The sequence below is a fragment of the Halobellus marinus genome, assembly GCF_032113415.1.
Classification (GTDB): domain Archaea; phylum Halobacteriota; class Halobacteria; order Halobacteriales; family Haloferacaceae; genus Haloquadratum; species Haloquadratum marinus.
The window spans coordinates 17,940-38,718 of the sequence record NZ_CP134946.1 but is presented as its reverse complement, the minus strand read 5'-3'; the positions used below and the strand labels follow the sequence as shown (position 1 = coordinate 38,718).

Sequence of the window (20,779 nt, the reverse complement as noted above, 5' to 3'; positions counted from 1 at the left end):
GTAGATATATTATCGCGTCTCGGTGGTGGGATCGAGAGGGCGTCCCGGCCCCCGCTGTGGAAAGCGAACGCTTTCGGAGCGCCACGAGCGACCCCCGTCCGCTGGCGGCGTGTCGCGGTCGGTCAGAGCCCGGTTGGGTGAGAGAGGGTCGTCGTCTCGACACCCCACTCCGAGAGCAACTCACCCAGCTGTTCGACCCCGAAGGTCTCCGTCGCGTAGTGGCCGGCGAGGAACACGTTGATTCCTGCCTCCCGTGCCTCGTGGTAGACCTGCTGTTTCCCCTCGCCGGTAACCAGGGCGTCGACGTCCGCGGCGACCGCCTCGTCGAGCCAATCGACGCCCGATCCGGTGACGATAGCGACGTCTTCGATCGTCTCGGGCCCGAAGTCGAGTACCTGTGGTTCCCGTCCGCCGGTATCGAGCCCGGCCAACTCCGAACGGAGTTCCGCGACGGTGTACGGCTCTGTGGCCCGTCCGCGCTGCCCGATCGTGACGGGACCGAGCGTCCCGAACGGCTCCTGAGCGTCGAGGCCGAGGTAGTCTGCGAGTCCTGCGGCGTTGCCCAGCGACTCGTGGCCGTCTAAGGGGAGATGCGAGACGTACAGCGCGATGTCGCTCTCGATCAGGGCGGCGATGATGTCGTACTCGCGTCCGGTGACCCGGTCGAGACCGCCCCAGACGAGGCCGTGGTGGGTGACGAGCAGATCCGCGTCCGCGTCGGCGGCCGCCTCGATCGTCGCCGCGGCAGCATCGACCGCGACGGCCGCTCGGCCGACAGTGCCGGTCTCGGGGCCGACCTGCAGGCCGTTGGCGCTGGCGTCGACGTCCGCGTACGCGTCGGTGTCGAGCCGATCGTCGAGTCGCTCCGTGAGCGTCGAGAGTTGCATACGCCACCGTCGAGCGCCCAGCGGGTAGATACTTTCTGTCGACACGTCCCCCGGCTAGCGCCTATACAGAGGTTTCATTGCGGAGCCGTCCCCACGTCCAGAGAGGATGTCCCTCGAAGAGTACGGCGTCGCGATGGATGACGACGAGATCGCGCGGTGCCTGGAGTCGATGGGGGCCGGGACGCTGGCGTTCGGCGACGAGCGCGGGGGGTACGCGATCCCGATGTCGTTCGGCTACGACAGCGTCAACGACCGGTGCATCTTTCAGTTCTCCTTCGGAGAAGACAGCCGGAAGGCCGCGTACATCGAGCGGGACAACCGGGTGTCGCTGTCGGTCCACGAGTGGAACTCGGTGACCGACTGGCGGAGCGTCGTGGTACAAGGTACTCTCGAACCCGTCCCCGAAGAACGAAACGCCAAAACCGCAGGAATCTTCGCGGCCCGCCAAGATCGCGTCGCTGGACGTGTTCAGGCGTCCCTACGACGAACTGGAGTTCGAGTGGTACGAACTCCAGATCGACGAGAAGCAAGGTCGACAGAGCGTCCAGTAGGCGGCCGATCGCTCACTCTCCTGCCGCTGCGTGGGTGTAGACGAACTCCCGACAGAGCTTCGCCGCCAGCGACGCCGCCTGTCCGTCGTCTCGGTCGTTGACCTCGACGACGTCGAAGCCAGCGGCGTGTGGGGCGACGGTCCGGACGACGTCGCGCAGCTCACGCGGGGTGAGCCCGAACGGTTCGGGGTGCCGGTCCCCGGCGCGAACCCGGGGTCGGCAGCGTCGACGTCGACGCTCAGGTACGCCGTGCGGCCGTCGAGACAGCCCGCGAGATCGAACTCGGGGACGGCTTCGGGTGCGACGACGGTCACGTCGTCGCCGTCCGCGCGGTCCCACTCCTCGGGTGATCCCGTCCGGGCCCCGAGGATGATCGCCTCCTCGACGCCGGCTGGCGCGGCGGCCTCCTCGGTGTCGCCGCCGGTCTCGGCCGCTTGGTCGCTGTTGGTCGCCGGTCCCCGGGTGTCGTTCTCCGTAACGCCCTCCAGGTCGTCGAGAATCCGCCGCGTGACGGTGGCGTGGCTGTACTCGTTGCCGTCGAGGTCGGTCCGGAGATCGAGATGCGCGTCGAGACAGACGAAGACGTCCGGGTCGACGGCGCCGACGCCGGCCGCGGTGACGGTGTGCTCCCCGCCGAACAGCACCGGGACGGCGCCGTCCCGGACGATGTCACCGAGTTCGCCCGTCAGCCACGCGAGGTACTCGGGCGCGTCGTCCCAGGCGCGGACGTCGCCGTGATCGTGGACGGAACAGTCCGAGAAACGCAGGTCGGTTCGCCGGTCGTAGTCGTCGAACGGCCGGGCGAACCGCCGGATCCGCTCGGGCCCGAACCGGGTTCCGGGCCGAAACGAGGTCGAGAGGTCCAGCGGGGCGCCCACGACGACGTACGCGGCGTCGTCGCGCCGTGCGGTCGCCCCAGGGAACATCACCGATCAGACGATCTTCCGCTGGCCCTCGTACTCGAGGTACTCGATCTCGTCGTCGGGCGAGAGGTCCTCGCCCTCGGGGATGCGCATCGTGAACGTCTGGTAGGTCTCCAGGTCCATAATCTGGGCGTCGTCGTCGGTCACAGAGACGACCTGCCCCTGCTTGCGCTCGATGATCGGCACCCACACCTTCGCGTCGACCGGCTGGCTCAGCGAGCGCTTCTTCTCGTCGAAGACCCCTTTCCCCTCGACCCGGGCCTTCGCGCTCCCGTGTTTGCCGGGTTTCGCGGTGCTGTAGGCGTTGATTTTGCACGGCGAGTCCTCCATCATCACGTAGCTGCCTTCCTGCAGATCGCGGACCTGCTTCTGCTCTTTCGGCATACCTCCGGGTTGTCGTGTGTCAGGTATAAACGGTTTGGAAACGCGCCGTCCGCGTGTGTGACGGGCTACGCGACCGAACGGGCCGACCACCGCGATCAGATCTCGTCGGGATCGCCGTCCGAAGGGCTCGGGGTCGAGGCGCCGTCCGCCGACTGCGTCCGGTCGTCCTCCCGCCGCGCGACGCTGCCGAGGGCGCCGGCCGCGACGTTCGGGAGGCTCGCGCTGAGGAGGATCATCGCTGTCGCCTCGCCGGGCGTGTTCAGGAGCGGCAGCAGATACTCGATCGGGAACGGCAGCGGCGCGTCAGCGATGACGGAGAGTGCGACCAGCCCGGGAATGAGGACGATTCCCCACGCCATCGCCGTCAGAAGGCCGTGCCACGCTCCGTCGTCAAGCCGCCCGCTGGCGAGGTAGCCCGCGAGCGCGCTGCCGGCCAGGCCCCCAACGAGCGTCACGCGGCCGGTACCGAGAAAGACGAGCGTCTCACTGCAGGCCGCGAGTGCGAACCCGGCCGCGACGGCTCGCCACCGTGTCATACCCGTCGCTCGTTTCTCTCTCTGCATAAACGTACGTATCAAATATTCAACCGTGATAACAGGAGCGGGACCGCAGACGCCTATATCGGGCCGTAGCCGCCCGATTACTCACGACGGTCGCGCATACTCTGTCTGGTGAACTGCGGTTTCGCCCGGATACCGCGTTTCCGCCGGAACGACCGGTAGAGTGCGAAAAGCGGTGGCAGCGTCAGCACTGCGGCGACGGCCGCCGGCAGAACGCTCGTTCCCTCGAACGCGTAGAGGATCGCCGTCGACAGCGCGCCGACGGCGACGAAGAGACCGTAGACGATCCGCCGTGCGAGCCGGTCTAAGACGTCGTTTTCGTCCTCCAGCCGAACGTTGACAGCGAGGTTCCCGTTCTCCACCCGGTCGAGCGTGCGGTTCAGTTTCGGCGGGACCTCGAAGAGGGCACGCGAGGTTTCTCGGACCTGCTGGCCGCCCTCTTGGATCAGTTGCCGCGCGGTCTCCTCGTAGTAGCCTTCCTCCTGCAGGTAGTCGGTCGCGACCGAAATGAAATCGAAGTCGGGATCCAGCGTCACACAGACGCCCTCGACGACGGTGGCGACCCGGAGGATCAAGGCGAGGTTCCGGGGGAGCCGCAGCGGGAACTCGTAGATCGTCGACTCGACCTGCTCTATGATCTGCTGGACGCGGTACTGTTCGATGTCCTCTCCGCGGGCGTCGGCGATGGCCAGTTCCATCACGTCGCCCATCACCTGCCGGTCGGCGTCCGGGGAGAGCGTGCCCATCTCGATGAGCGTGTCCAGGATCGCGTCGATATCCTGGTTGGCGACGGCGAGGTAGAAGTCGATGATCTTGTTCTGGATAAACGAATCGACCGTCCCGGACATTCCGAAGTCGTAGAAAATGATCTTTCCGGCGTCGTTCACCGCGAGGTTCCCCGGATGCGGGTCCGCGTGGAAGACGCCGTCCTCGACGATCATCTGCAGGTAGACCCGCTGGAGCGTCGTCGCGAGCTCCGTGCGGTCGATGCCTTTCCCGTCCAGGGTCTCGATGTCGTTGATCTTCGTGCCCGGGAGGTACTCCATCGTGAGCACCCGCGGGCCCGAGCGGTTGTCGATCGGCTCCGGGATGAGGATGCGCTCGTTGTCCGCGAAGTTCGCTTTGATCTCCTGGAGGATCCGCTTTTCGCGGCTGTAGTCCATCTCCTGGCGGATCGTCTTCGCAAACTCGTCGGCGAGGTTTTCGAGCGAGAACGCGCGTCCCTCGCCGATGAACCGGCGGACGATCGGCAGCGACCAGCGGATCACCCGGAGGTCGGCCTCGACGAGGTCCTCGATCCCCGGCCGGCGGACCTTCACCGCGACGGGATCGCCTTCGTATTCGGCGGTGTACACCTGGCCGAGGCTCGCACCGCTGATCGGGTCGCGATCGAAGTCGTCGAACGCCTCGTCGACCGGACCGAGTTCGTCCTCGATGACCACCCGGGATTCGTCCCAGGGCGCCGGCGGGACGTCGTCCTGGAGGCTCGATAGCACGTCGACGTACTCCGGCGGGAGGATGTCCGGCCGGGTCGAGAGCAACTGCCCCAGCTTGATAAATGTCGGTCCGAGCGTCAAAAGCGTCTCCAGCAGGATCTCCGCCCGTTCGAGTTGCGTCTCGGTGCCGACGCTTCGGCTGCCGCCGAAGAGGATGTACTTCCGGCGGTCCCGCGTGTACGCGACGATCAGCGGGAAGAACTGCCGGACGACGATCAGAAACCGCCAGTACGCACGGAGGTTCACTTGCGTGACCACCCGGCGGTTACTCGTCCTCGCCGGCCGACGAGATCGGAATCGTCTGATCGGGCGCGGCCCCGCGCTTCGGCACGCGGACGGTGAACACGCCGCGATCGACCTCGGCGGACGCGCCGGCACCGGTCGCATCTGGCGGCAGCGGGAGTTCGGCGTCGACGAACAACGGTCGATCCTCCTCGACGTAGTGGAACTCCGCCGGGACGTCCTTCGCGCGCCGTGCCTCGACGACGAGTCGCCCGCGTTCGACTGTGAGGTCGGCAGTATCGGCCGTCACGCCGGGGAGGTCGAGGACGATCAGATACGCCTCCTCGGATTCGAGTAGATCGGCGAACACCGACTCCGGTAGTTCCTGAAGCGCATCCCGCAGTGCAGACATATACGCCGGTACGGGCGGCGGATCGAAAAAGGCCGCGGTTGAACCGTCCGAGATCGGCCACAAGAGATACAATGCGCTGTTCTTCAGGCCGACGATCCGTCCCGGGATTGGGAGATCCCGGCAAAGGAAAGCGCCGCTGATAATGAATACTCTCGTCTCTTCCCGCCGAACGCCGCCAACGGGGGTGGCGCTCGGCGGGAAACAGTGAGAGTAATCATTATGAACGAGGCGGGCCGTGCCGCGGCTCTTTTTGTACTCGCGCGCCACCGTCCGGTATGGACTCCCCGGACGCAGACGAGACACCACCCGATCGGCGAACGGCCGGTTTCAAAGACCGGACGCGTATCGACGCGGCCCGCCGCCGGGTTCTCGACGCGGCAACGCCACACGAACGCATAGAACGACTCTCACTCGTCCCCGCGGACGGCCGGGCGCTCGCGGAAGCGGTCACCTCCCAGCGGGCCGTCCCGGACTACCAGCGCGCGGCGATGGATGGGTGGGCGGTCCGCGCCGAGGACACCTTCGGCGCCTCCGATCGCTCGCCTGGCATCCTCCGCGTCGCCGACGACGAACCCAGTTCGGTTCCGGAGACGTCCGTCGGCCCCGAGCGGGCGGTTCGCGTCCACACCGGAAGCGAACTGCCGGACGGCGCAAACGCCGTCGTGATGATCGAACACGTAGAGCGCGTCGGCGACGATCTGGAGGTGTTCGACGCCGTGACCGACGGGGAGAACGTCGCGCCGGTCGGCGAGGACGTCGCCGAGGGCCAGCGGCTGTTCGATCCGGGTCACCGCCTCCGCCCGTCGGATCTCGGGCTCCTGAAGTCGGTCGGGATCGACCGCGTGCAGGTGTACGAGCGCCCGACGGTCGGCGTGATCCCGACCGGCGAGGAACTGGTCCAGTCCGACCCCGCGCCGGGCGAGGTGATCGAGACGAACGGGCTCACCGTCTCCCGACTCGTCGAGCGCTGGGGCGGCGTCCCGACCTACCGCAACGTCGTCACCGACGACGAGTCGGCGCTCCGGGCGGCGATCCAGCGGGATCTGACGAAGGATATCGTCGTCACAACCGGCGGCTCCTCCGTCGGCGCCCGCGACCTCCTCCCGGAGGTCGTCGACGACCTCGGCGAGGTGTTGGTCCACGGCGTCGCGCTCAAGCCGGGGCACCCCGTCGCTCTCGGGGTCGTCGAGGAGACGCCCGTCGTGATGCTGCCGGGATATCCGGTCGCGGCGATCGTCAACGCCGTCCAGTTCCTCCGACCACTCGTGAAACACATCGGCCATCTCCCGGACGACCCGCCGCCGACCACGACGGCGCGCCTCGACCGGAAGATCCCGAGCGAGCCCGGCGTCCGGACGTTCGCGCGGGTCAAACTGGACGAGGGAGATACCTCCGACGACGGAGAGCGGGGGACGACGGCGGCGGTCAGGAGGACGGGGAGCAGGACTCGCTCCCAACCGCGACACCGACTCGCGCGTCCGGGTCGGGTGTCCTCTCCTCGGTGGCGCTGGCCGACGGCTGGGTTGCCGTGCCCGAGGACCGTGAGGGGTACGACGCGGGCGAACGCGTCGCGGTCGAACACTGGGAGTGGTCGGCGTGAGTGACCGAAAGCAGTTCCGCGACCTCGTCGCTCCCGAGGTCGCACGCGAGGCCATCGCGTCACTGGACCTCACGCCCGAACCGGAAACCGTCCGACTTGCCGACGCGCGGGGACGCGTGCTCGCCGAGCGGATCGACGCCGACCTCGACGTGCCGGGGTTCGACCGCGCGAGCGTCGACGGTTACGCCGTCCGCGGGCGAGACACCTTCGGCGCCGACGAGGCCGACCCGGTCGAACTGAATCTTGTCGGAACCGTCCACGCGGGCGCCGAACCCGACGTCGCGGTCGGGGACGGCGAGGCGGTCGAGATCTCGACCGGCGCGGTGATGCCGGACGGAGCTGACGCCGTCGTGATGGTCGAGCGGACGGAAACACGTTCTGCGGGGAGCAAAGACACGGAGAACGGTGCGAGCGATGTCGTCGCGGCGCGCACCGCGGTCGCCCCCGGCGACAACGTGATGCTCGCCGGCACGGACGTCGCGGCGGGCGCCCGCGCGCTCGGTCCGGGCACGCGACTGACGCCGCGGGAGATCGGGCTGCTCTCTGCGCTCGGGATCGACGAGATCCCGGTCCGCGGGCGGCCGACGGTCGGGATCGTCTCCACCGGCGACGAACTCGTCCGACCGGGAGAAAAACTCCACAGCGAGCGCGGCGAGATCTACGACGTCAACAGCTACACCATCGCCGCAGGCGTCGAAGAGGCCGGCGGAGAGGCGAAACTCTACCCCACGCCGGCGACGACTACGAGGAGATGGAGCGGCTCCTGCTGACGGCCGCCGAGGAGTGCGACCTGGTGCTCTCCTCGGGGTCGACCTCCGCGTCGGCGGTCGACGTCATCTACCGCGTCATCGAGGAGCGCGGCGAACTGCTCCTGCACGGCGTCGCAGTCAAGCCAGGCAAGCCGATGCTCGTCGGCGAACTTGGCACGAGCGCCTACATCGGACTACCGGGCTACCCCGTCTCCGCGCTCACCATCTTCCGCACGTTCGTCGCGCCCCCGATCCGCGAGGCGGCCGGGCTCCCGGAGCCGGAGACCGCGACCGTCAGCGGGCGGATGGCCGTCCGCGAGCGCTACGGCGAGGGGCGACTCCGACTGATGCCGGCGGGCCTCGTGACAGATGCCGACGACGAGATGCTGGTGTATCCGGTGGACAAGGGCTCCGGCGCGACGACCTCCCTCGTCGAGGCCGACGGCGTCGTCGCGGTCGATCCCGACACCGAGTACCTCGATCAGGGCGAGACTGTCGAGGTGCAACTGTTCTCTCCCGACGTCCGCGCGCCGACCCTGCTTGCCGTCGGCGAGGACGATCCCGCGCTCTCGCGACTGCTGGACCGCCTCGAAAACCCCGGTTCCTGCCGGTGGGGAGTCGCGAGGGGCTGCGCCGCCTCGGTGGCGGCGTCCCGGACGTTGCCGTCGTCGCCGGTCCGGTCGAGCGCGACGTCGAGAGCGTCGACCTCGGCGGCTGGACGCGCGAGTGGGGGCTTGTCGTCCCGGACGGCAACCCTGACGGCGTCGAGGGGCTCTCGGACCTGGTCGACCGCGATCTCGCCTTCCTCAACCGCGGCGGTGACGCCGGCGTCCGCCGGAGTCTCGACGTGGCGCTCGACGATCTCGCGGCCGACCGCGACGTCGAACGCCGCGATCTCACGGAGTCGATCCGCGGCTTCGAGGTGGGAACGAAGGGGTTCGAGAGCCCCGCCCGGGCGGTCGCCCGCGGCGAAGCCGATGCCGGACTCGGGCTCCGGGCCACGGCCGTCGAACTGGGACTCGGGTTCGTCCAGGTCGGGACCGAGTCAGTCCGGGTACGCGCGAACCCCGACCGCGCGGCGAAGGCCGGGGTCGAGGAGTTCGCTTCGGTGCTCGGGACGGCAGCGGACGTCTTCGAGGGGCTCGCAGGCTACGACCACGAGCAAGAACAGAATTGAATTCGAGCGGGTCCCAGCGGAACGACTACTTGACGCTGCGGGATTCCGGTGGGATGGCTGCTGGACGCTGCCGGATCCCGGCAGAACGATTACTGGACGCTGCCGCCGTCGGCAGCGACGTTGTGGCCGCTTGGGCCCAGGGGCAGTTCGTCGAACGAGGAGACGCGGTGATCCGCGAGGACGCAGTGCCCGCGCCGCCGCGGCGAGTGCCGCTCCACGTGGATGCCGTCGAGGCCGGCGTTCCACGCGGCGCCGACGTCGCTTGCGCCGTCGCCAGCGAGAATCCCCCGACCGGGATCGGCGGGGTCCAAGCCGAGCCGTTCGATCGCGTGCTGGACCGGTGCGGGATCGGGCTTCCAGCCGAGTTCGGGCGTGCAGGTGACGAACGCGTCGAACCAGTCGCCGACGTCGAGCCGGTCGATCACTGGTTCCGCCAGAAACGCCTGGCAGTGGGTGACGACGCCGACAGGGACGTCCGCGGCGACGAGATCGGAGACGAGCGCCGCGGCGTCGTCGTGGAGATACGTCGCCTCTGCGCGGGCCTGCGGGTCCTCGATCGCGTGGAACGCCGGCCAGAAGGTGTCCGGATCGATCCCCCACGCGCGGAGTTGGGCGTCACGCGCGCCGCCGAGGCCGTGCCAGAGAATCTCGGCCTCGCGATCGGTGAACTCCCGGCCGAGTCGCTGGCCGACCCGATCGAAGGTCTCGCGGGTGTACGACCATTCGACGTCGACGAGCGTGCCGTCGAGGTCGAACAGCCAGAAGTCGTAGGGGTCGTCCTGGGACTCGGGGGACATCGGGGGGGAGATCTACGCAGGGCCGCCGTAAGTGGGTTTCGGCAGGGGGTGGCATCGGTTCTCGACACCCGCACTTGTCGCCGGGAATCGAGGTCGCTTCGAGGGTCAGTCAGATCCTCACAGTATCAGTATTCGGCGTTGAAGAGGTTCGCGAGGCGGATGTCCTTCTCGGTGATCCCACCCTCCTCGTGGCTGGAGAGTCGGATTTCGACCTCCTCGTAGCGCACGATCATCGTCGGATGGTGGAACTCCTCTTCTGCGACCTCGCCGGCCTGGGTGACGAAAGCGATGCCGCTCAGGTAGTCCCCGAACTCGTAGGTTCGGGTGATCTCGTCGCCGTCGAGCGTCCACCCCTCGGGGAGTTTCGAACGGATCTCGTCGTCGGACAGTAATTCGGCCATACATCAGGACTCGATCGCCTGCCGCATAATATTTCGCCCAGTTCGGGAACGCAGCGACGGTCCCTCGCCGACCTGCGAGAGTGGTCCCTCGAACCTGCGGGATCGATTTCCCGCGACTCTCGACCGCGGCCCTGGCGAAGCCGCACCGGTGACGGACGTCAGTCGTCGGAGACGCTCTCGAAAGCGTGTTTCGGGATGTCCTCGCGATCACCGCGGCATCGGGACTCCCCGTCGTTCTCGCCCTTCTCGTCGCCCCGCTCGGGGGCCTCCGCTTCGGTCGCCGAGACGTGGCCGCCGATGCTGTCCGAGTCGGTGATCGACTCCGCCACCGCCGAGAAGTTCTCGAACTCTGGGTCGAAAAGCGCCATCGCCGTCTGGATCGTCGACCAGTCGTCCTCGACGGCAGCCTCCCGAAGGCTCTGGGTCGGCGCCGAAAGCAACTGTCCGACGAGCGCGTCGGCCATCGACTCGACGACCTCGCGCTGCTCGTCGTTCAACTCGCCTTTCGAATCGAGTCGGGAGAGCGCGGTGTCGACCTCCCGGGATTTGATCCGCTCTGCAGATTCGTACATCGTGCTGATGACCGCGTCGGCCTGCCGCCGTTTGTAGTCCGCGAGCAGCCGTTCGAACTCCGCGTCGATCATCGCCTCGACCTCCTCGGCGGCGGCTTTGCGGGCCGCCTTCGTCTCCTCGGTCACCGATTCTAAGGCGTCCATATCGTGGACGACCGCATCCGCTACCGTCGCGGCCTCGGGGTGGACGTCACGCGGCTGTGCGAGATCGATGACGACCGTCTCGCCGGCGGCGACGAGGTCGACCGGATCGAGCAGATACTCCGAACGGCTCGTCGCGGTCACGACGAGGTCTGCCGACTCCAGCGCGTCCCGCAGCGAGTCCAGCGAAACCGCCCGCGCGTCGGTCTCGACTGTGGTCGCGACGTGTTCTGCGTGCGGGACCGTCCGGTTGGCGACCACCAGTTCGTCGACGGCGGTATCCGCGAGCGCTTCCGCGGCGAGCGTTCCCATCTCGCCGGCGCCGACGACCAAGGCGGTCGCCCCGTCGAGGTCGAGTTCGGTCGACGCGAGTCGCGCGGCCGCCGACCCGATCGAGATGGCGCCCTCGTTGATCCGGGTCTCGGTCCGCGCGCGCTCGCCGACGTGGACGGCCTTCGTCAGCCCGGTCTCCAGCGTCGGGCCGAGCGCGCCGACGCCACGTGCGGTCTCGACCGCGCGCTTGAACTGGCCAAGGATCTGGTCCTCGCCGAGCACCAGCGATTCCAGCCCCGCGGCCACGCGCATCAGGTGCCGGAGACTCTCCTCGTGGGTCATCTCGACGACCGCCTCGGGGCGGACGTCGGCGACGTACTCCGCCAGCGCGCGACGTCCAGCGTCCTCGCTCTCGGCGACGACGTAGGCCTCCGCACGGTTGCACGTCTGGAGCGCGAAGGCTTCGCTGACTCCGTCGGTGTCGAGGAGCGATTCGACGAACGTCCGGACGTCCGCGGCGGCGACGGTCTCGATCTCGTCGACGCTCGCTTGCTCGTGCGACACACGGACCCCACGGATCACTCCTGCGTCCATCGGTCACCCCCCGTTGTGTTGCGTATCACGCGTGTCGCCTCTTGGCGGGGATTGGACGTCCCCGTACGTAAAGCCTTCCAAACCTCCGGGTCGCGAACCACCGCCCGAATTGCATCACGGCGCGTCGACGGATCGAGGTCTGCGGTTCGCAACTCGGCGCGGAGTTCACCCGAGAGCGCCGCCATCGCCTCTGCCCCCTCGATCTCCGCTTCGATCCGTTCGCGCAGATACTTCGCGAGCGCTGGGCTCCGTCCCCCCGTCGATATCGCGACGCGGACGTCGCCGTCGGTGACGGTTGCGGGGACGACCACGTCGGCGACGCCGTCGCCGGCCGTCTCGCTCGCGCCGCTGTCGGCATCCGTCTCGCTCGCGCTGCTGTCGGCGCTATCGCTCGCACTGCTGTCGGCGCGGTTGACCAGCACATCCCGCGCGCTGGCGGCATCGGCGATTGCCTCGTTCACGCGGTCGTCGTCGGTCGCGGCCACCACGAGCGCCGGCGCCGCCCGCTCGATCCACTCCACGACGTCTTCGGGCGTCGGTCGCGCCCGAATCAACTCGGCGCTCCCGAACTCCGCGTCGTCGAACGCCGGACTGACGACGACGACGTCGGCCTCCGCCGCGAACCGGCGGGCCTTCCGTGCGCCGACGGGGCCGCCGCCGAAGACCAGCACCGTCTCGTCCGTGAAGTCGTGATACAGTGGGATCATCGGCCTCGCATCGCCCCCGTCACTCCGTGTTGGCCGCGGCGCGCTCGTCGAGGCGGATCCCCGTCTTCTTCAGGATCGCAGTCGAGAAAAGCGAGTCCCAGTCGTCGTCCCCGACGTCCCAGTACTCCGCCATCGTCTCGCGCACCTGCTCGATGCGGCGGTCGCTCTCGCCCTCGGAGCGGCCGTGCGTCATCGCGAAGAAGTTGTACGGCCAGACGCCCTCGTGGCGCGGGCGCTCGTAGCAGTGCGTCACAAAGGGGAGCGACGCCACCGCGGGACCGACCTCGTCGACGAGGTCGTCGGGGACGTCCCAGACGGTCATCCCGTTTTCGGTGTAGCCGAGCGCGTAGTGGTTCGGAACGACGCCGACGCGGCGGATCTTCCTCGCGCTCGAAGCGCTTGATCGTCTCGACCACCCACGCGGGATCGCGGTCGATCGCGGCGGCGACGTCGGCGTACGGCGTCGCGGTGATCGGCAGGCCACCCTGAATCTCGACGACGAGGTCGCGCTCGTCGGGTGTGAGCGTCTGCCGATCTGTCGGTGTCACGTCGGGCCCGAGCCCCGAGAGGTCGACGTCGCCGTCGGAAATCGGCCCGTCGAGGAGGAACTTCGCCTCGACGCGGAACTCCTGCTGTTTGGGCAGGTTGTACGTCTCCTGGCCGGTCTCGGCCTCGATTTCGTCGAGGACGTCCCGAACCCGCTCGTCGTCGGCAACGCTGACGACGAACCACATGTTGAGATGCGGGTGTTCGCGCTCGTAGTTGTGCGCGACCTCCCGGTGGGCGTTGACCGTTTCGGCTACTTCCTCGAAGCGATCCTCGGGGGCGTGCATCGCTACCAGCGTCGCCGTGCCGCCGATCTCCTCGGCGTTGACGAGCGCCCCGAACCGGCTCAGCGTGCCCGCCTCGTCGAGCGCCCGGATGCGTTCGAGCAGTTCCGTCGCCGATACATCGACCCCGCGCTCCCGCAGTTCGGCTGCGGCCGGCTCGAAGGGACGCTCCACGACGGGGAACCCCCCCTGGAAGGCGTTGACGACGGCGCGATCGAGTTCAGTCAGGTCCGCCGTCTCCGCGTCTGCCTCGCTCATACCGTCGAGTCGGGGTTCCGGGAGGATAAGCGTCTCGAAGGGCCGGATCGATCCCCGCCACGGGGCTGCCTGTCGCGCGCCGCTACGTCGACTCCGGCGAGAGATCGGCCACGGCCTCAAGCGGGAGTTCGATCCGGACGCGGCTGCCGGTCTCGGCTGGAGGGAAGGTCAGCCGCCCGTGGGAGTTCTCGGCGATCCACTTCACCATCCAGAGGCCGATCCCCCGGCCGTGCTGAAGCGGCGTCTCCTCGCCGGTCCGGAGCGCGCGCTTGTCGTCTTCCGGAATCGGCTCCCCGGGGTTACTGACTTCCAGAACCACCGCGCGATCGCCCTCTCGTCTGTCGAGCGAAACCGTTACTACCGGCGGCGAACGGTCCTGGTGTCGGACGGCGTTTTCGAGCAGTTCGTCCACGGCCTCACGGAGGTTCCGATCGGCCAGCAATGTGGGCCGGTCAGCTACCGACGTCGTGACGTCGACCGCGGGGTACTTCCGTCTGAGTTGCTCGACCGACGTGGAGACGACCGCCCCGAGATCGATCGGTTCGAGTTCGTCGTCGGTGAGGGTCGCCTCGACGTACCGGGCCTTCTCGGAGGTCCGGGAGATCTTCTCGACGTACTCCCGTGCGATCTCGATCCGGCGTCGTTCCTCCGGGGAGAGTCGATCCGATTCCAGCACCCCTTCAAGGTGGCCCAGAACGATGTTCGTCTCGTTTCTGATGTTGTGTCTGAGCGTCCGGTTGAGGACCTCGATCCGCTGCTCGCGGATGTCGAGATCCCGGCGCGCCTGCGAGAGGCTCCGTGCCTGCTCCAGCATCAGTCGGGCTTCCGACTGGGACGGTTCCGACTCCCGGAACTCCGCGGGCGGGACGTAGAAGGGGTTCTCACAGATCCGCCCGCGGTAGATGATCTGTTCGTGCGTCCACAGCGCCTTCCCGATCGACTCCTGGTCGAACCGGTCGAGACTGTACTGACAGAGGGTGGTGATCGGAAGCTCCGGCGCGTGGGCGTCGAACTGGGACTCGAAGTCGATGATGTGATCGAACGAGAGACTCGTGTGGAAACACCACGTGTTCTCCCCTGCGACGCTCAGCCCGTTGTATCCTGCATCGAGTGCTGCGCCCGTCGCGTCGTCGAGCGATTGGATCATCGAATCCGGGTCGAACTGCCCATTCAGATACACGTCGGCGGCGTCCTCGAGTTTGAGGTCGCCGTCGGCTAGCCGCGTTTCGACGTCGATATCGGCCATCCCCAGCGCCACCCTGACGTCGGCTTCGTCGTTGTCCTCGTACAGATAGAGGAACCGCCGCCCCCGCTGGAGCTCGTGTTTGGCGAAGGCTGCTGAGACGACGAGTTGCATCTCTCGGGAGTCGTAGAAGAGTGCGAGGTGGCGAGAGAGCTCCTTGCTGCGGAACTCCGAGAGGATCCGACTCGACTCGGGGACGCCATCCGGATTCGGCTCTTCCCGTGTCGTCGTCTCAGGATCCATATGCAGTCACACTCGCTGAAGCCGTATTTACCTTTGTTACTCAGATTTGAATGAATGCGATCGCCACCAGCATCGTTGCGGCGGGAGATGGTGTCGTCGCCGGGGGCGTTCCGGCGGCACAGACCTCTAACCGCGGGTCAGGATGGGACGCGGAACAGCGCAGGACGCTACGGGACTGTCGTCACGTCGTCGACCCCGTCGAGCGCAGTCAGGTCCTCCGCGAGCGCCCCCTGGTCGGGGCCGGCCTCGTAGTAGAATACGACGTCGAACGTTCCCTCGCGCAGGAGTTGCTGACACTCCCAGACGAACGCGTCGTCGTCGAGGGTCAGCCCCTGGAACTGGTTCGACGCGAACTCGTCGGTGTCGTTGCCGGCGTAGATGTAGGTCTCGCCCTTCCCGGCGTGGTCGGTGATGACTTCGTTCACGTCGACCGTGAGTTCCTGCAACTCAAGGTCCTCCTCGCTGGAGAGCGTAGTGTGGACGATAGCGCCGACGAGTTCGATATCGCCAGGTTCCAAAAGGTGCAGCGTCCGTTGGTAGAGATCGTCGTCGAGTGTCTCGCTCATACCCGGGAGTCGGCCGCGCCGGATAAACGGGTGGCGGTTTCGTCCGACGACGGCCCGCCGGACGGAACGCTTTTTTCGGCGCGCACCGCCGATCCGCTATGGCTATCGGTGATCTCGCCGCAGTACCGGGAACGGACGACGTCTACTACGTCGACGTTGGAACCCACGGCGTGCCGCGGTACGGCACGGTGTATCTCCTCGATGCGGCCCAGCCGGCGCTCGTCGATACGGGAACGGGCCAGAACCGCGAACTGGTGTTCGATACCCTCGACGAAGTCGGGATCGACCGCGAGGCGGTGCAGCATATCCTCCCGACGCACGTCCACCTCGATCACGCGGGCGGCGCGGGCTATTTCGCCGACGCCTGCCCGAACGCGACGGTCCGGACCCACGAGATCGGCGTCCCCCACCTCGTCGATCCCGACCGACTCGTCGCGGGCACGAAGGATGCTGTCGGCGACCAGTGGGAGTTCTACGCCGATCCCGAGCCCGTCCCGGAAGACCGGATCGAGGGACTCACCGACGGCGACGAGATCGATCTCGGCGACCGCACGCTGTCGGTGATCCACACGCCCGGCCACGCGCCGCATCAGACGGTCTTTCTGGATTCCCGCGATGACCTGCTCTTCACCGGCGACGCCGCGGGTATCTACGTCCCGGAGCGGGACACGATCCGGGAGACGTCGCCGCCGCCGCAGTTCGATCTGGAGGGCTGTCTCGCAGACGTCCGGACGATCGAGGATATCGCGCCGGAGACGCTGTGTTTCGGACACTTCGGGCCGCGGGAGTATGACCCCGAACTGCTCGAGGGGTACAAGCGGACCCTGGTCGAGTGGGTCGAGGCCGTCCGCCAGAAGCGGGCGGAACTCGGCGACGACGAGGCGGTGATCGAGCACTTCGCCGAGAACTCCGATATGATCGAGATCTGGGGCGAGCGGAAGGCCCGCGCCGAGGACACGTTGAATGTCCGTGGCGTGTTGGCCGCGCTGGATCGGGCCGGGAGCGACGACTGACGGGTCGAGGGGAGAGACGAGAAGAGACGGACGACAGGCACCGCTGCCGAGCGAGCGCAAAGAAAATGGGGTTCGTGAAGCCGGAGCGGAATCGGCTGCGTCCTCAGTCGTCGGCCGGGGCAGCGCCCTCGCCGCTTTCGACGCCGGTTCCGGGGCCGACGTCGATGCCGAGTTCGTCGAGCCGGTCGTCGGGGACGACGCCGTCGACCCACTGGCGCCGCTCGTAGTACTCCTCTTTCATCTTGTCGAGCTCACACAGCTCGCCCTCGGAGCCGCCCTGGCCGGGGACCGCCTCTTCGTGGCCTTCCACGAAGCGCCCCGGCAGCGAGTCGTCCTCGCCGTCGAAGCCGGCGAGGTTGTTGTAGTAGCGTTCGAGGGTGTAGATGCGGTCGCCCGCCTCCATCAGTTCGTCCTCGCTGAGGTCGAGCCCGGTCATCCCGTTGTACTGATCGACGTACTCGTCGATGCCCTCCGCGAAGGCGTTGAACTTGCAGATGTCGAAGGAGTCCGAGATGGCGTGGAGGTCCTGGAAGAGCGCGCACAGCTCGCCTTTGCCCTCCCACTCGGTCGGGTCGACCTTCTCCGGGATCCCGAGGATCTCCGCCGACGGCGTGTAGCCGCGGAGGTGACAGGCACCGCGGTTCGAGGTCGCGTAGCCGATGCCCATCCCCTTCATCGAGCGGGGATCGTACGCGGGGATCGTCTGGCCCTTGACGGCCAGGGAGTTGTCGTGGGCGTCGCGCGCCTCGGCGATGCGCCGGGCGCCCTGCGCGAGGAGCTCGCCCAGTTCGGAGCTGTGGTGACCGATCTCGTCGAGGAGATCGATCATATGCTCGGTGTCGCCCCACTCGAGGTCGTCGTCGAGGTCGTCGAGTTTGCCCTGCTCGGTCATCTCCATCGCCATCGCGAGCATATTGCCCGCCTCGATGGTGTCGATCCCGAGGTCGTTGCACTTGTTGATCATCACCGCGATGCTGTCGCGGTCGTCGTTCATCGAGTTCGGGCCGAGCGCGAACGCCGACTCGTACTCGTAGGACTCGCCGCGGACGTTCATCTCCTCGCCTTTGTGCTCGTAGGTGACCTCGGTCTCCTTCTTGCAGGCGACCGGACAGGAGTGACACGTCGGCTCGTCGACGAGGATGTTCTCGCGGACGTTCTCGCCGGAGACGTTCTCGGCGTCGATGTTGGGCTCGCTCGGGTCCTCGTCGGCCTCGGAGTGGGTGGAGGTGTACCGACCGTTCCGGGTCGGAAGCCCGTCCATCTCCTCGGTGAGGTTCATCAGCACGTTCGTGCCGTACATCGAGAGTCCGCCCTCGTTGGGCGCGGTGACGTCGGACTCGCGGATGAGTTGCATCGCCTGCTGGTAGCCCTCGGTGAACCGCTCGGGGTCCGCGGGCTTGGGCATCCGCGTGCCGGACTTCACGACGACCGCCTTCAGGTTCTTCGAGCCCATCACACAGCCGGTGCCGCCGCGACCGGACGCGCGGTCGTCCTCGTTGACGATGCAGGCGTACTTGGTGCCGTTCTCGCCGCCCGGTCCGATCGCCATCGCCGAGAGGTTCTTGCCGAACGCGCCTTCGTGTTCCTCCTCGAGCGCGTCCATCGTGTCGTGGACGCCGTTGCCCCACAGGTCGGAGGCGTCACGGAGTTCGACTTCGCCGTCCTCGACGTACGCGTAGACGGGATCGTCGGCCTGTCCCTCGAACAGCAGGCCGTCGAAGCCCGCCCACTTGAGTCGGGCGCCCGACCAGCCGCCGTGGTGGGAGTCGGTCACTGTCCCCGTGAGCGGGGATTTCGTACAGACCGCGATGCGTCCGCTCATCGGAGCCTGCGTGCCCGTGAGCGGGCCATTCATAAACGCGAGCAGGTTCTCCGGGCCCTCCGGATCGACGTCGGGACCCTGGTCGAACACGTATTTCACGCCGAGGCCGCGCCCACCGATGTACTTCTTCGCGTCCTCGTCGTCGATACTCTCGTATTGCACGTCGCCCTCCGTCAGGTCGATTCGTGCAACGTGGTCGTTGAATCCGCCCAGATCAGTCATAGTTAATATCCGTAGTTTACTACGGACTGAAATCAATTATGCGTTACCACGACTGAGTAACCAGAATAAGTTACGTTCGTCGGATCGTAACCGATTTTCGAAACCGTCAACAAGCGCGTATGTTGCGTCGGACCGGAGCGTGATCGACAGCCGACGGAGATTTACCGGCCCGTGGGTTACATCGGAGCAATGAGTCAACCGAGCCCCGAGAGCTACGAGCGCGGGCGGGGGATGGACGCCCACAATCAGGTGATGCGGGAGATCAGAGCCGAGAAGGACAAACACTACGATCCGCACGAGCCCACCCGCGTGTGGCTCGACGAGGACAACACGCCCGACGGGGTAGTCGACTCGCTGACGATCATCCTCAACACGGGCGGCTGTCGGTGGGCCCGCGCCGGCGGCTGTACGATGTGCGGCTACGTCGCAGAGTCCGTCGAGGGCGGCAGCGTCACCCACGATGCCCTGATGGACCAGATCGACGTGTGTCTCGAACACGAGGCCGAAAACGCCGACGAGCCCGCGGACCTGATCAAGATATACACCTCCGGATCGTTCCTCGACGAGCGCGAGGTGGGCGAAGAGACCAGAAAAGCGATCGCCGAGACGTTCGCCGACCGGGAGCGGATCGTCGTCGAGTCGCTTCCGGACTTCGTCGACCGGGAGAAGCTGGCCGACTTCACCGACGTCGGCCTGTCGACGGACGTCGCCGTCGGACTGGAGACCGCGACCGACCGCGTCCGGCACGACTGCGTGAACAAGTACTTCGACTTCGCGGACTTCGAGGCGGCCTGCGAGGAGGTCGCCGAGGCCGACTTCGACGCCGAAGACGTCGAGGCGGGCGTGAAGGCGTATCTCCTCCTGAAACCGCCGTTTCTCACGGAATCGGAGGCGGTCGAGGATATGATCTCGTCGGTCCGCCGGTGTGCCGCCGTCGACGGCTGTCACACGGTCTCGATGAATCCCACGAACGTCCAGCGGTACACGATGGTCGACGAACTGTTCTTCCGCGGCGGCTACCGCCCGCCGTGGCTCTGGTCGGTCACGCGGGTCCTCGAAGCGACGGCCGACGTCGACGCCATCGTCGTCTCCGACCCCGTCGGTCACGGCTCCGACCGCGGCCCGCACAACTGCGGCGAGTGCGACGATAGAGTACAGAAGGCGATCAAGGACTTCGACCGCCGGCAGGATCCCGCCGTGTTCGAGCAGGTCTCCTGTGAGTGTGAAGCCACCTGGGAGTACGTCCTCGACGAAGAGAGGAGCTACGGGATGCCGCTCGCGCGGTAGCGACCCCCTGTTCGATCCGGGGAGACGACGAACCGACGAGGATGGCCCTGCCAGTGACGGTGGCGACGTCGGCGAGAGGGATCTTGCTGACGAAGGTGACGTCGGCGAGAGGGATCTTGCTGACGAAGGTGACGTCGGCGAGAGGGATCTTGCTGACGATGCGGCGTCTGCGGCGGGGTGCTATCACAGTTCACTACGAGTATATCTCCTCAGCGCGCCTCTGTAGGGGTAGTCAGACGACGCAGGCGCCCGAGGTCGTCGTATCGGAGGCGAGTGCGCGACGATTTGACGAAGGAGTTACAACAATGTCCACATTCGAGCACACGATCGAGATTCACGCACCCGTCGAGACCGTCTTCGCCTTCGACACCGACCCGCAGAACTGGACGCGGACGATGTCCAGCCTGCGCGACCTCGAAATCGTCGAGGAGACGGAGACAGGAGCCCGGATGCACGCCGTCTACAAGATTCTGGGGATCGCCCAGGACGTCGAGATGGAGATGAAGATCGTCGAACCCAACGAGCACCTGCACATCTCGGTGGAAGGGTCCGGAATGGGTAGCGAGATCGATATCCACTACTCGGAGACCGACAACGGGACGCAGATCGCCCACGAGGCGACCTACGAGTTCGGCGATTCCGTCCTCGACAGCGTCCTCGAACCGGTCGCGACGCGCTACACCAACCGCCAGTTCGAGATGCATCTGGCGAACACGAAAGACATCGTGGAAGCAGAAGCAGAGGCAGAGGTGGAAGCAGAGGCAGAGGCAGAAGCCCAAGACGAGGCACGCCCCGCGGCCTGAACCGCGGGCCTCGGGCGTTCGCTACTGAGCCCTCCATTACACGGGG

Annotated in this window: 16 protein-coding genes and 4 pseudogenes; 6 read left to right on the top strand and 14 right to left on the bottom strand. The window is 67.0% G+C overall.

The features are described 5' to 3' along the window. Window positions 1-122: 122 nt before the first annotated feature. A complete protein-coding gene (locus RJT37_RS00200) occupies window positions 123-887 on the bottom strand; it encodes a Nif3-like dinuclear metal center hexameric protein (RefSeq protein WP_313686731.1) in 765 nt (254 codons plus the stop codon). 106 nt (window positions 888-993) lie between these two features. Here RJT37_RS00200 and RJT37_RS00195 point away from each other — a divergent pair, with 106 nt between their 5' ends. Next, entirely contained in the window at window positions 994-1,539 is a 546-nt protein-coding gene (locus tag RJT37_RS00195; protein WP_313686794.1) for a pyridoxamine 5'-phosphate oxidase family protein, read from the top strand. Here RJT37_RS00195 and RJT37_RS00190 read toward each other — a convergent pair. The 5 genes and pseudogenes from RJT37_RS00190 to RJT37_RS00170 all read right to left on the bottom strand — a co-directional run bounded on the left by RJT37_RS00190 (window position 1,451) and on the right by RJT37_RS00170 (window position 5,435). Continuing rightward, window positions 1,451-2,364 (bottom strand): annotated as a pseudogene (locus RJT37_RS00190) (arginase family protein). The gene RJT37_RS00195 and the pseudogene RJT37_RS00190 sit on opposite strands and share 89 nt — an antisense overlap. A 6-nt stretch (window positions 2,365-2,370) precedes the next feature. Continuing rightward, window positions 2,371-2,745 (bottom strand): translation initiation factor IF-5A, encoded by a 375-nt coding sequence (locus RJT37_RS00185; protein ID WP_311172452.1) that lies wholly within the window; start codon window positions 2,743-2,745, stop codon window positions 2,371-2,373. 95 nt (window positions 2,746-2,840) lie between these two features. Beyond that, window positions 2,841-3,281, bottom strand: a complete 441-nt coding sequence (locus RJT37_RS00180; protein WP_313686725.1) for a DUF5518 domain-containing protein — start codon at window positions 3,279-3,281, stop codon at window positions 2,841-2,843. Between the two features lie 104 nt (window positions 3,282-3,385). Then, the gene (locus tag RJT37_RS00175) at window positions 3,386-5,059 is read right to left on the bottom strand and encodes an ABC1 kinase family protein (protein WP_313686723.1); all 1,674 of its coding nucleotides are present in this window, start codon (window positions 5,057-5,059) and stop codon (window positions 3,386-3,388) included. Between the two features lie 7 nt (window positions 5,060-5,066). Beyond that, on the bottom strand, window positions 5,067-5,435 hold the full coding sequence (locus tag RJT37_RS00170; protein WP_313686721.1) for an Hsp20/alpha crystallin family protein: 369 nt from the start codon (window positions 5,433-5,435) through the stop codon (window positions 5,067-5,069). 275 nt (window positions 5,436-5,710) lie between these two features. Here RJT37_RS00170 and RJT37_RS00165 point away from each other — a divergent pair. Beyond that, window positions 5,711-7,035, top strand: a pseudogene (locus tag RJT37_RS00165) (molybdopterin molybdotransferase MoeA). Continuing rightward, window positions 7,032-8,961: pseudogene (locus RJT37_RS00160) on the top strand (molybdopterin biosynthesis protein). The pseudogenes RJT37_RS00165 and RJT37_RS00160 overlap by 4 nt, the downstream one beginning before the upstream one ends. A gap of 89 nt (window positions 8,962-9,050) precedes the next feature. On the opposite strand, the gene RJT37_RS00155 reads toward RJT37_RS00160, so the two are convergent. The 7 genes and pseudogenes from RJT37_RS00155 to RJT37_RS00125 form a co-directional block, all read right to left on the bottom strand. Next, entirely contained in the window at window positions 9,051-9,758 is a 708-nt protein-coding gene (locus RJT37_RS00155) for an HAD family hydrolase (protein ID WP_313686792.1), read from the bottom strand. A gap of 125 nt (window positions 9,759-9,883) precedes the next feature. Then, entirely contained in the window at window positions 9,884-10,159 is a 276-nt protein-coding gene (locus tag RJT37_RS00150) for a 4a-hydroxytetrahydrobiopterin dehydratase (protein ID WP_313686717.1), read from the bottom strand. 158 nt (window positions 10,160-10,317) lie between these two features. Next, window positions 10,318-11,739: a glutamyl-tRNA reductase gene (gene hemA, locus RJT37_RS00145; RefSeq protein WP_313686715.1), complete on the bottom strand. Its 1,422-nt coding sequence runs from the start codon at window positions 11,737-11,739 to the stop codon at window positions 10,318-10,320. Beyond that, a complete protein-coding gene (locus RJT37_RS00140) occupies window positions 11,724-12,446 on the bottom strand; it encodes a precorrin-2 dehydrogenase/sirohydrochlorin ferrochelatase family protein (protein ID WP_313686713.1) in 723 nt (240 codons plus the stop codon). Before RJT37_RS00140 ends, hemA begins: the two co-directional genes overlap by 16 nt. A gap of 19 nt (window positions 12,447-12,465) precedes the next feature. Further along, a pseudogene (gene ahbB / locus RJT37_RS00135) lies at window positions 12,466-13,534 on the bottom strand (siroheme decarboxylase subunit beta). Window positions 13,535-13,616: 82 nt separating this feature from the next. Further along, window positions 13,617-15,020 carry an MEDS domain-containing protein gene (locus RJT37_RS00130; protein ID WP_313686710.1) on the bottom strand — a complete coding sequence of 468 codons (1,404 nt, stop codon included), beginning with the start codon at window positions 15,018-15,020 and terminating at the stop codon, window positions 13,617-13,619. Between the two features lie 167 nt (window positions 15,021-15,187). Continuing rightward, the gene (locus RJT37_RS00125; RefSeq protein ID WP_313686708.1) at window positions 15,188-15,586 is read right to left on the bottom strand and encodes a DUF5778 family protein; all 399 of its coding nucleotides are present in this window, start codon (window positions 15,584-15,586) and stop codon (window positions 15,188-15,190) included. Between the two features lie 98 nt (window positions 15,587-15,684). Here RJT37_RS00125 and RJT37_RS00120 point away from each other — a divergent pair, with 98 nt between their 5' ends. After that, on the top strand, window positions 15,685-16,599 hold the full coding sequence (locus tag RJT37_RS00120; RefSeq protein ID WP_313686706.1) for an MBL fold metallo-hydrolase: 915 nt from the start codon (window positions 15,685-15,687) through the stop codon (window positions 16,597-16,599). 103 nt (window positions 16,600-16,702) lie between these two features. Here RJT37_RS00120 and RJT37_RS00115 read toward each other — a convergent pair whose 3' ends face one another. After that, window positions 16,703-18,643: an aldehyde ferredoxin oxidoreductase family protein gene (locus RJT37_RS00115; protein ID WP_313686704.1), complete on the bottom strand. Its 1,941-nt coding sequence runs from the start codon at window positions 18,641-18,643 to the stop codon at window positions 16,703-16,705. Between the two features lie 189 nt (window positions 18,644-18,832). Between RJT37_RS00115 and RJT37_RS00110 the strand changes: the two genes are divergently transcribed. Together RJT37_RS00110 and RJT37_RS00105 are read left to right on the top strand one after the other, a co-directional pair. Further along, the gene (locus tag RJT37_RS00110; RefSeq protein ID WP_313686702.1) at window positions 18,833-19,930 is read left to right on the top strand and encodes an archaeosine biosynthesis radical SAM protein RaSEA; all 1,098 of its coding nucleotides are present in this window, start codon (window positions 18,833-18,835) and stop codon (window positions 19,928-19,930) included. 305 nt (window positions 19,931-20,235) lie between these two features. Continuing rightward, window positions 20,236-20,733, top strand: coding sequence for an SRPBCC family protein (locus tag RJT37_RS00105; protein WP_313686700.1), 498 nt, complete (start codon window positions 20,236-20,238; stop codon window positions 20,731-20,733). The last annotated feature ends 46 nt before the right edge of the window (window positions 20,734-20,779 follow it).

Coding starts and splice junctions, on each gene's coding strand:
- RJT37_RS00140 (WP_313686713.1), bottom strand. CDS start 12,446: ATGATCCCACTGTATCACGACTTCACGGACGAGACGGTGCTGGTCTTC.
- RJT37_RS00185 (WP_311172452.1), bottom strand. CDS start 2,745: ATGCCGAAAGAGCAGAAGCAGGTCCGCGATCTGCAGGAAGGCAGCTAC.
- hemA (WP_313686715.1), bottom strand. CDS start 11,739: ATGGACGCAGGAGTGATCCGTGGGGTCCGTGTGTCGCACGAGCAAGCG.
- RJT37_RS00195 (WP_313686794.1), top strand. CDS start 994: ATGTCCCTCGAAGAGTACGGCGTCGCGATGGATGACGACGAGATCGCG.
- RJT37_RS00125 (WP_313686708.1), bottom strand. CDS start 15,586: ATGAGCGAGACACTCGACGACGATCTCTACCAACGGACGCTGCACCTT.
- RJT37_RS00180 (WP_313686725.1), bottom strand. CDS start 3,281: ATGACACGGTGGCGAGCCGTCGCGGCCGGGTTCGCACTCGCGGCCTGC.
- RJT37_RS00105 (WP_313686700.1), top strand. CDS start 20,236: ATGTCCACATTCGAGCACACGATCGAGATTCACGCACCCGTCGAGACC.
- RJT37_RS00120 (WP_313686706.1), top strand. CDS start 15,685: ATGGCTATCGGTGATCTCGCCGCAGTACCGGGAACGGACGACGTCTAC.
- RJT37_RS00155 (WP_313686792.1), bottom strand. CDS start 9,758: ATGTCCCCCGAGTCCCAGGACGACCCCTACGACTTCTGGCTGTTCGAC.
- RJT37_RS00170 (WP_313686721.1), bottom strand. CDS start 5,435: ATGTCTGCACTGCGGGATGCGCTTCAGGAACTACCGGAGTCGGTGTTC.
- RJT37_RS00110 (WP_313686702.1), top strand. CDS start 18,833: ATGAGTCAACCGAGCCCCGAGAGCTACGAGCGCGGGCGGGGGATGGAC.
- RJT37_RS00130 (WP_313686710.1), bottom strand. CDS start 15,020: ATGGATCCTGAGACGACGACACGGGAAGAGCCGAATCCGGATGGCGTC.
- RJT37_RS00200 (WP_313686731.1), bottom strand. CDS start 887: ATGCAACTCTCGACGCTCACGGAGCGACTCGACGATCGGCTCGACACC.
- RJT37_RS00115 (WP_313686704.1), bottom strand. CDS start 18,643: ATGACTGATCTGGGCGGATTCAACGACCACGTTGCACGAATCGACCTG.
- RJT37_RS00150 (WP_313686717.1), bottom strand. CDS start 10,159: ATGGCCGAATTACTGTCCGACGACGAGATCCGTTCGAAACTCCCCGAG.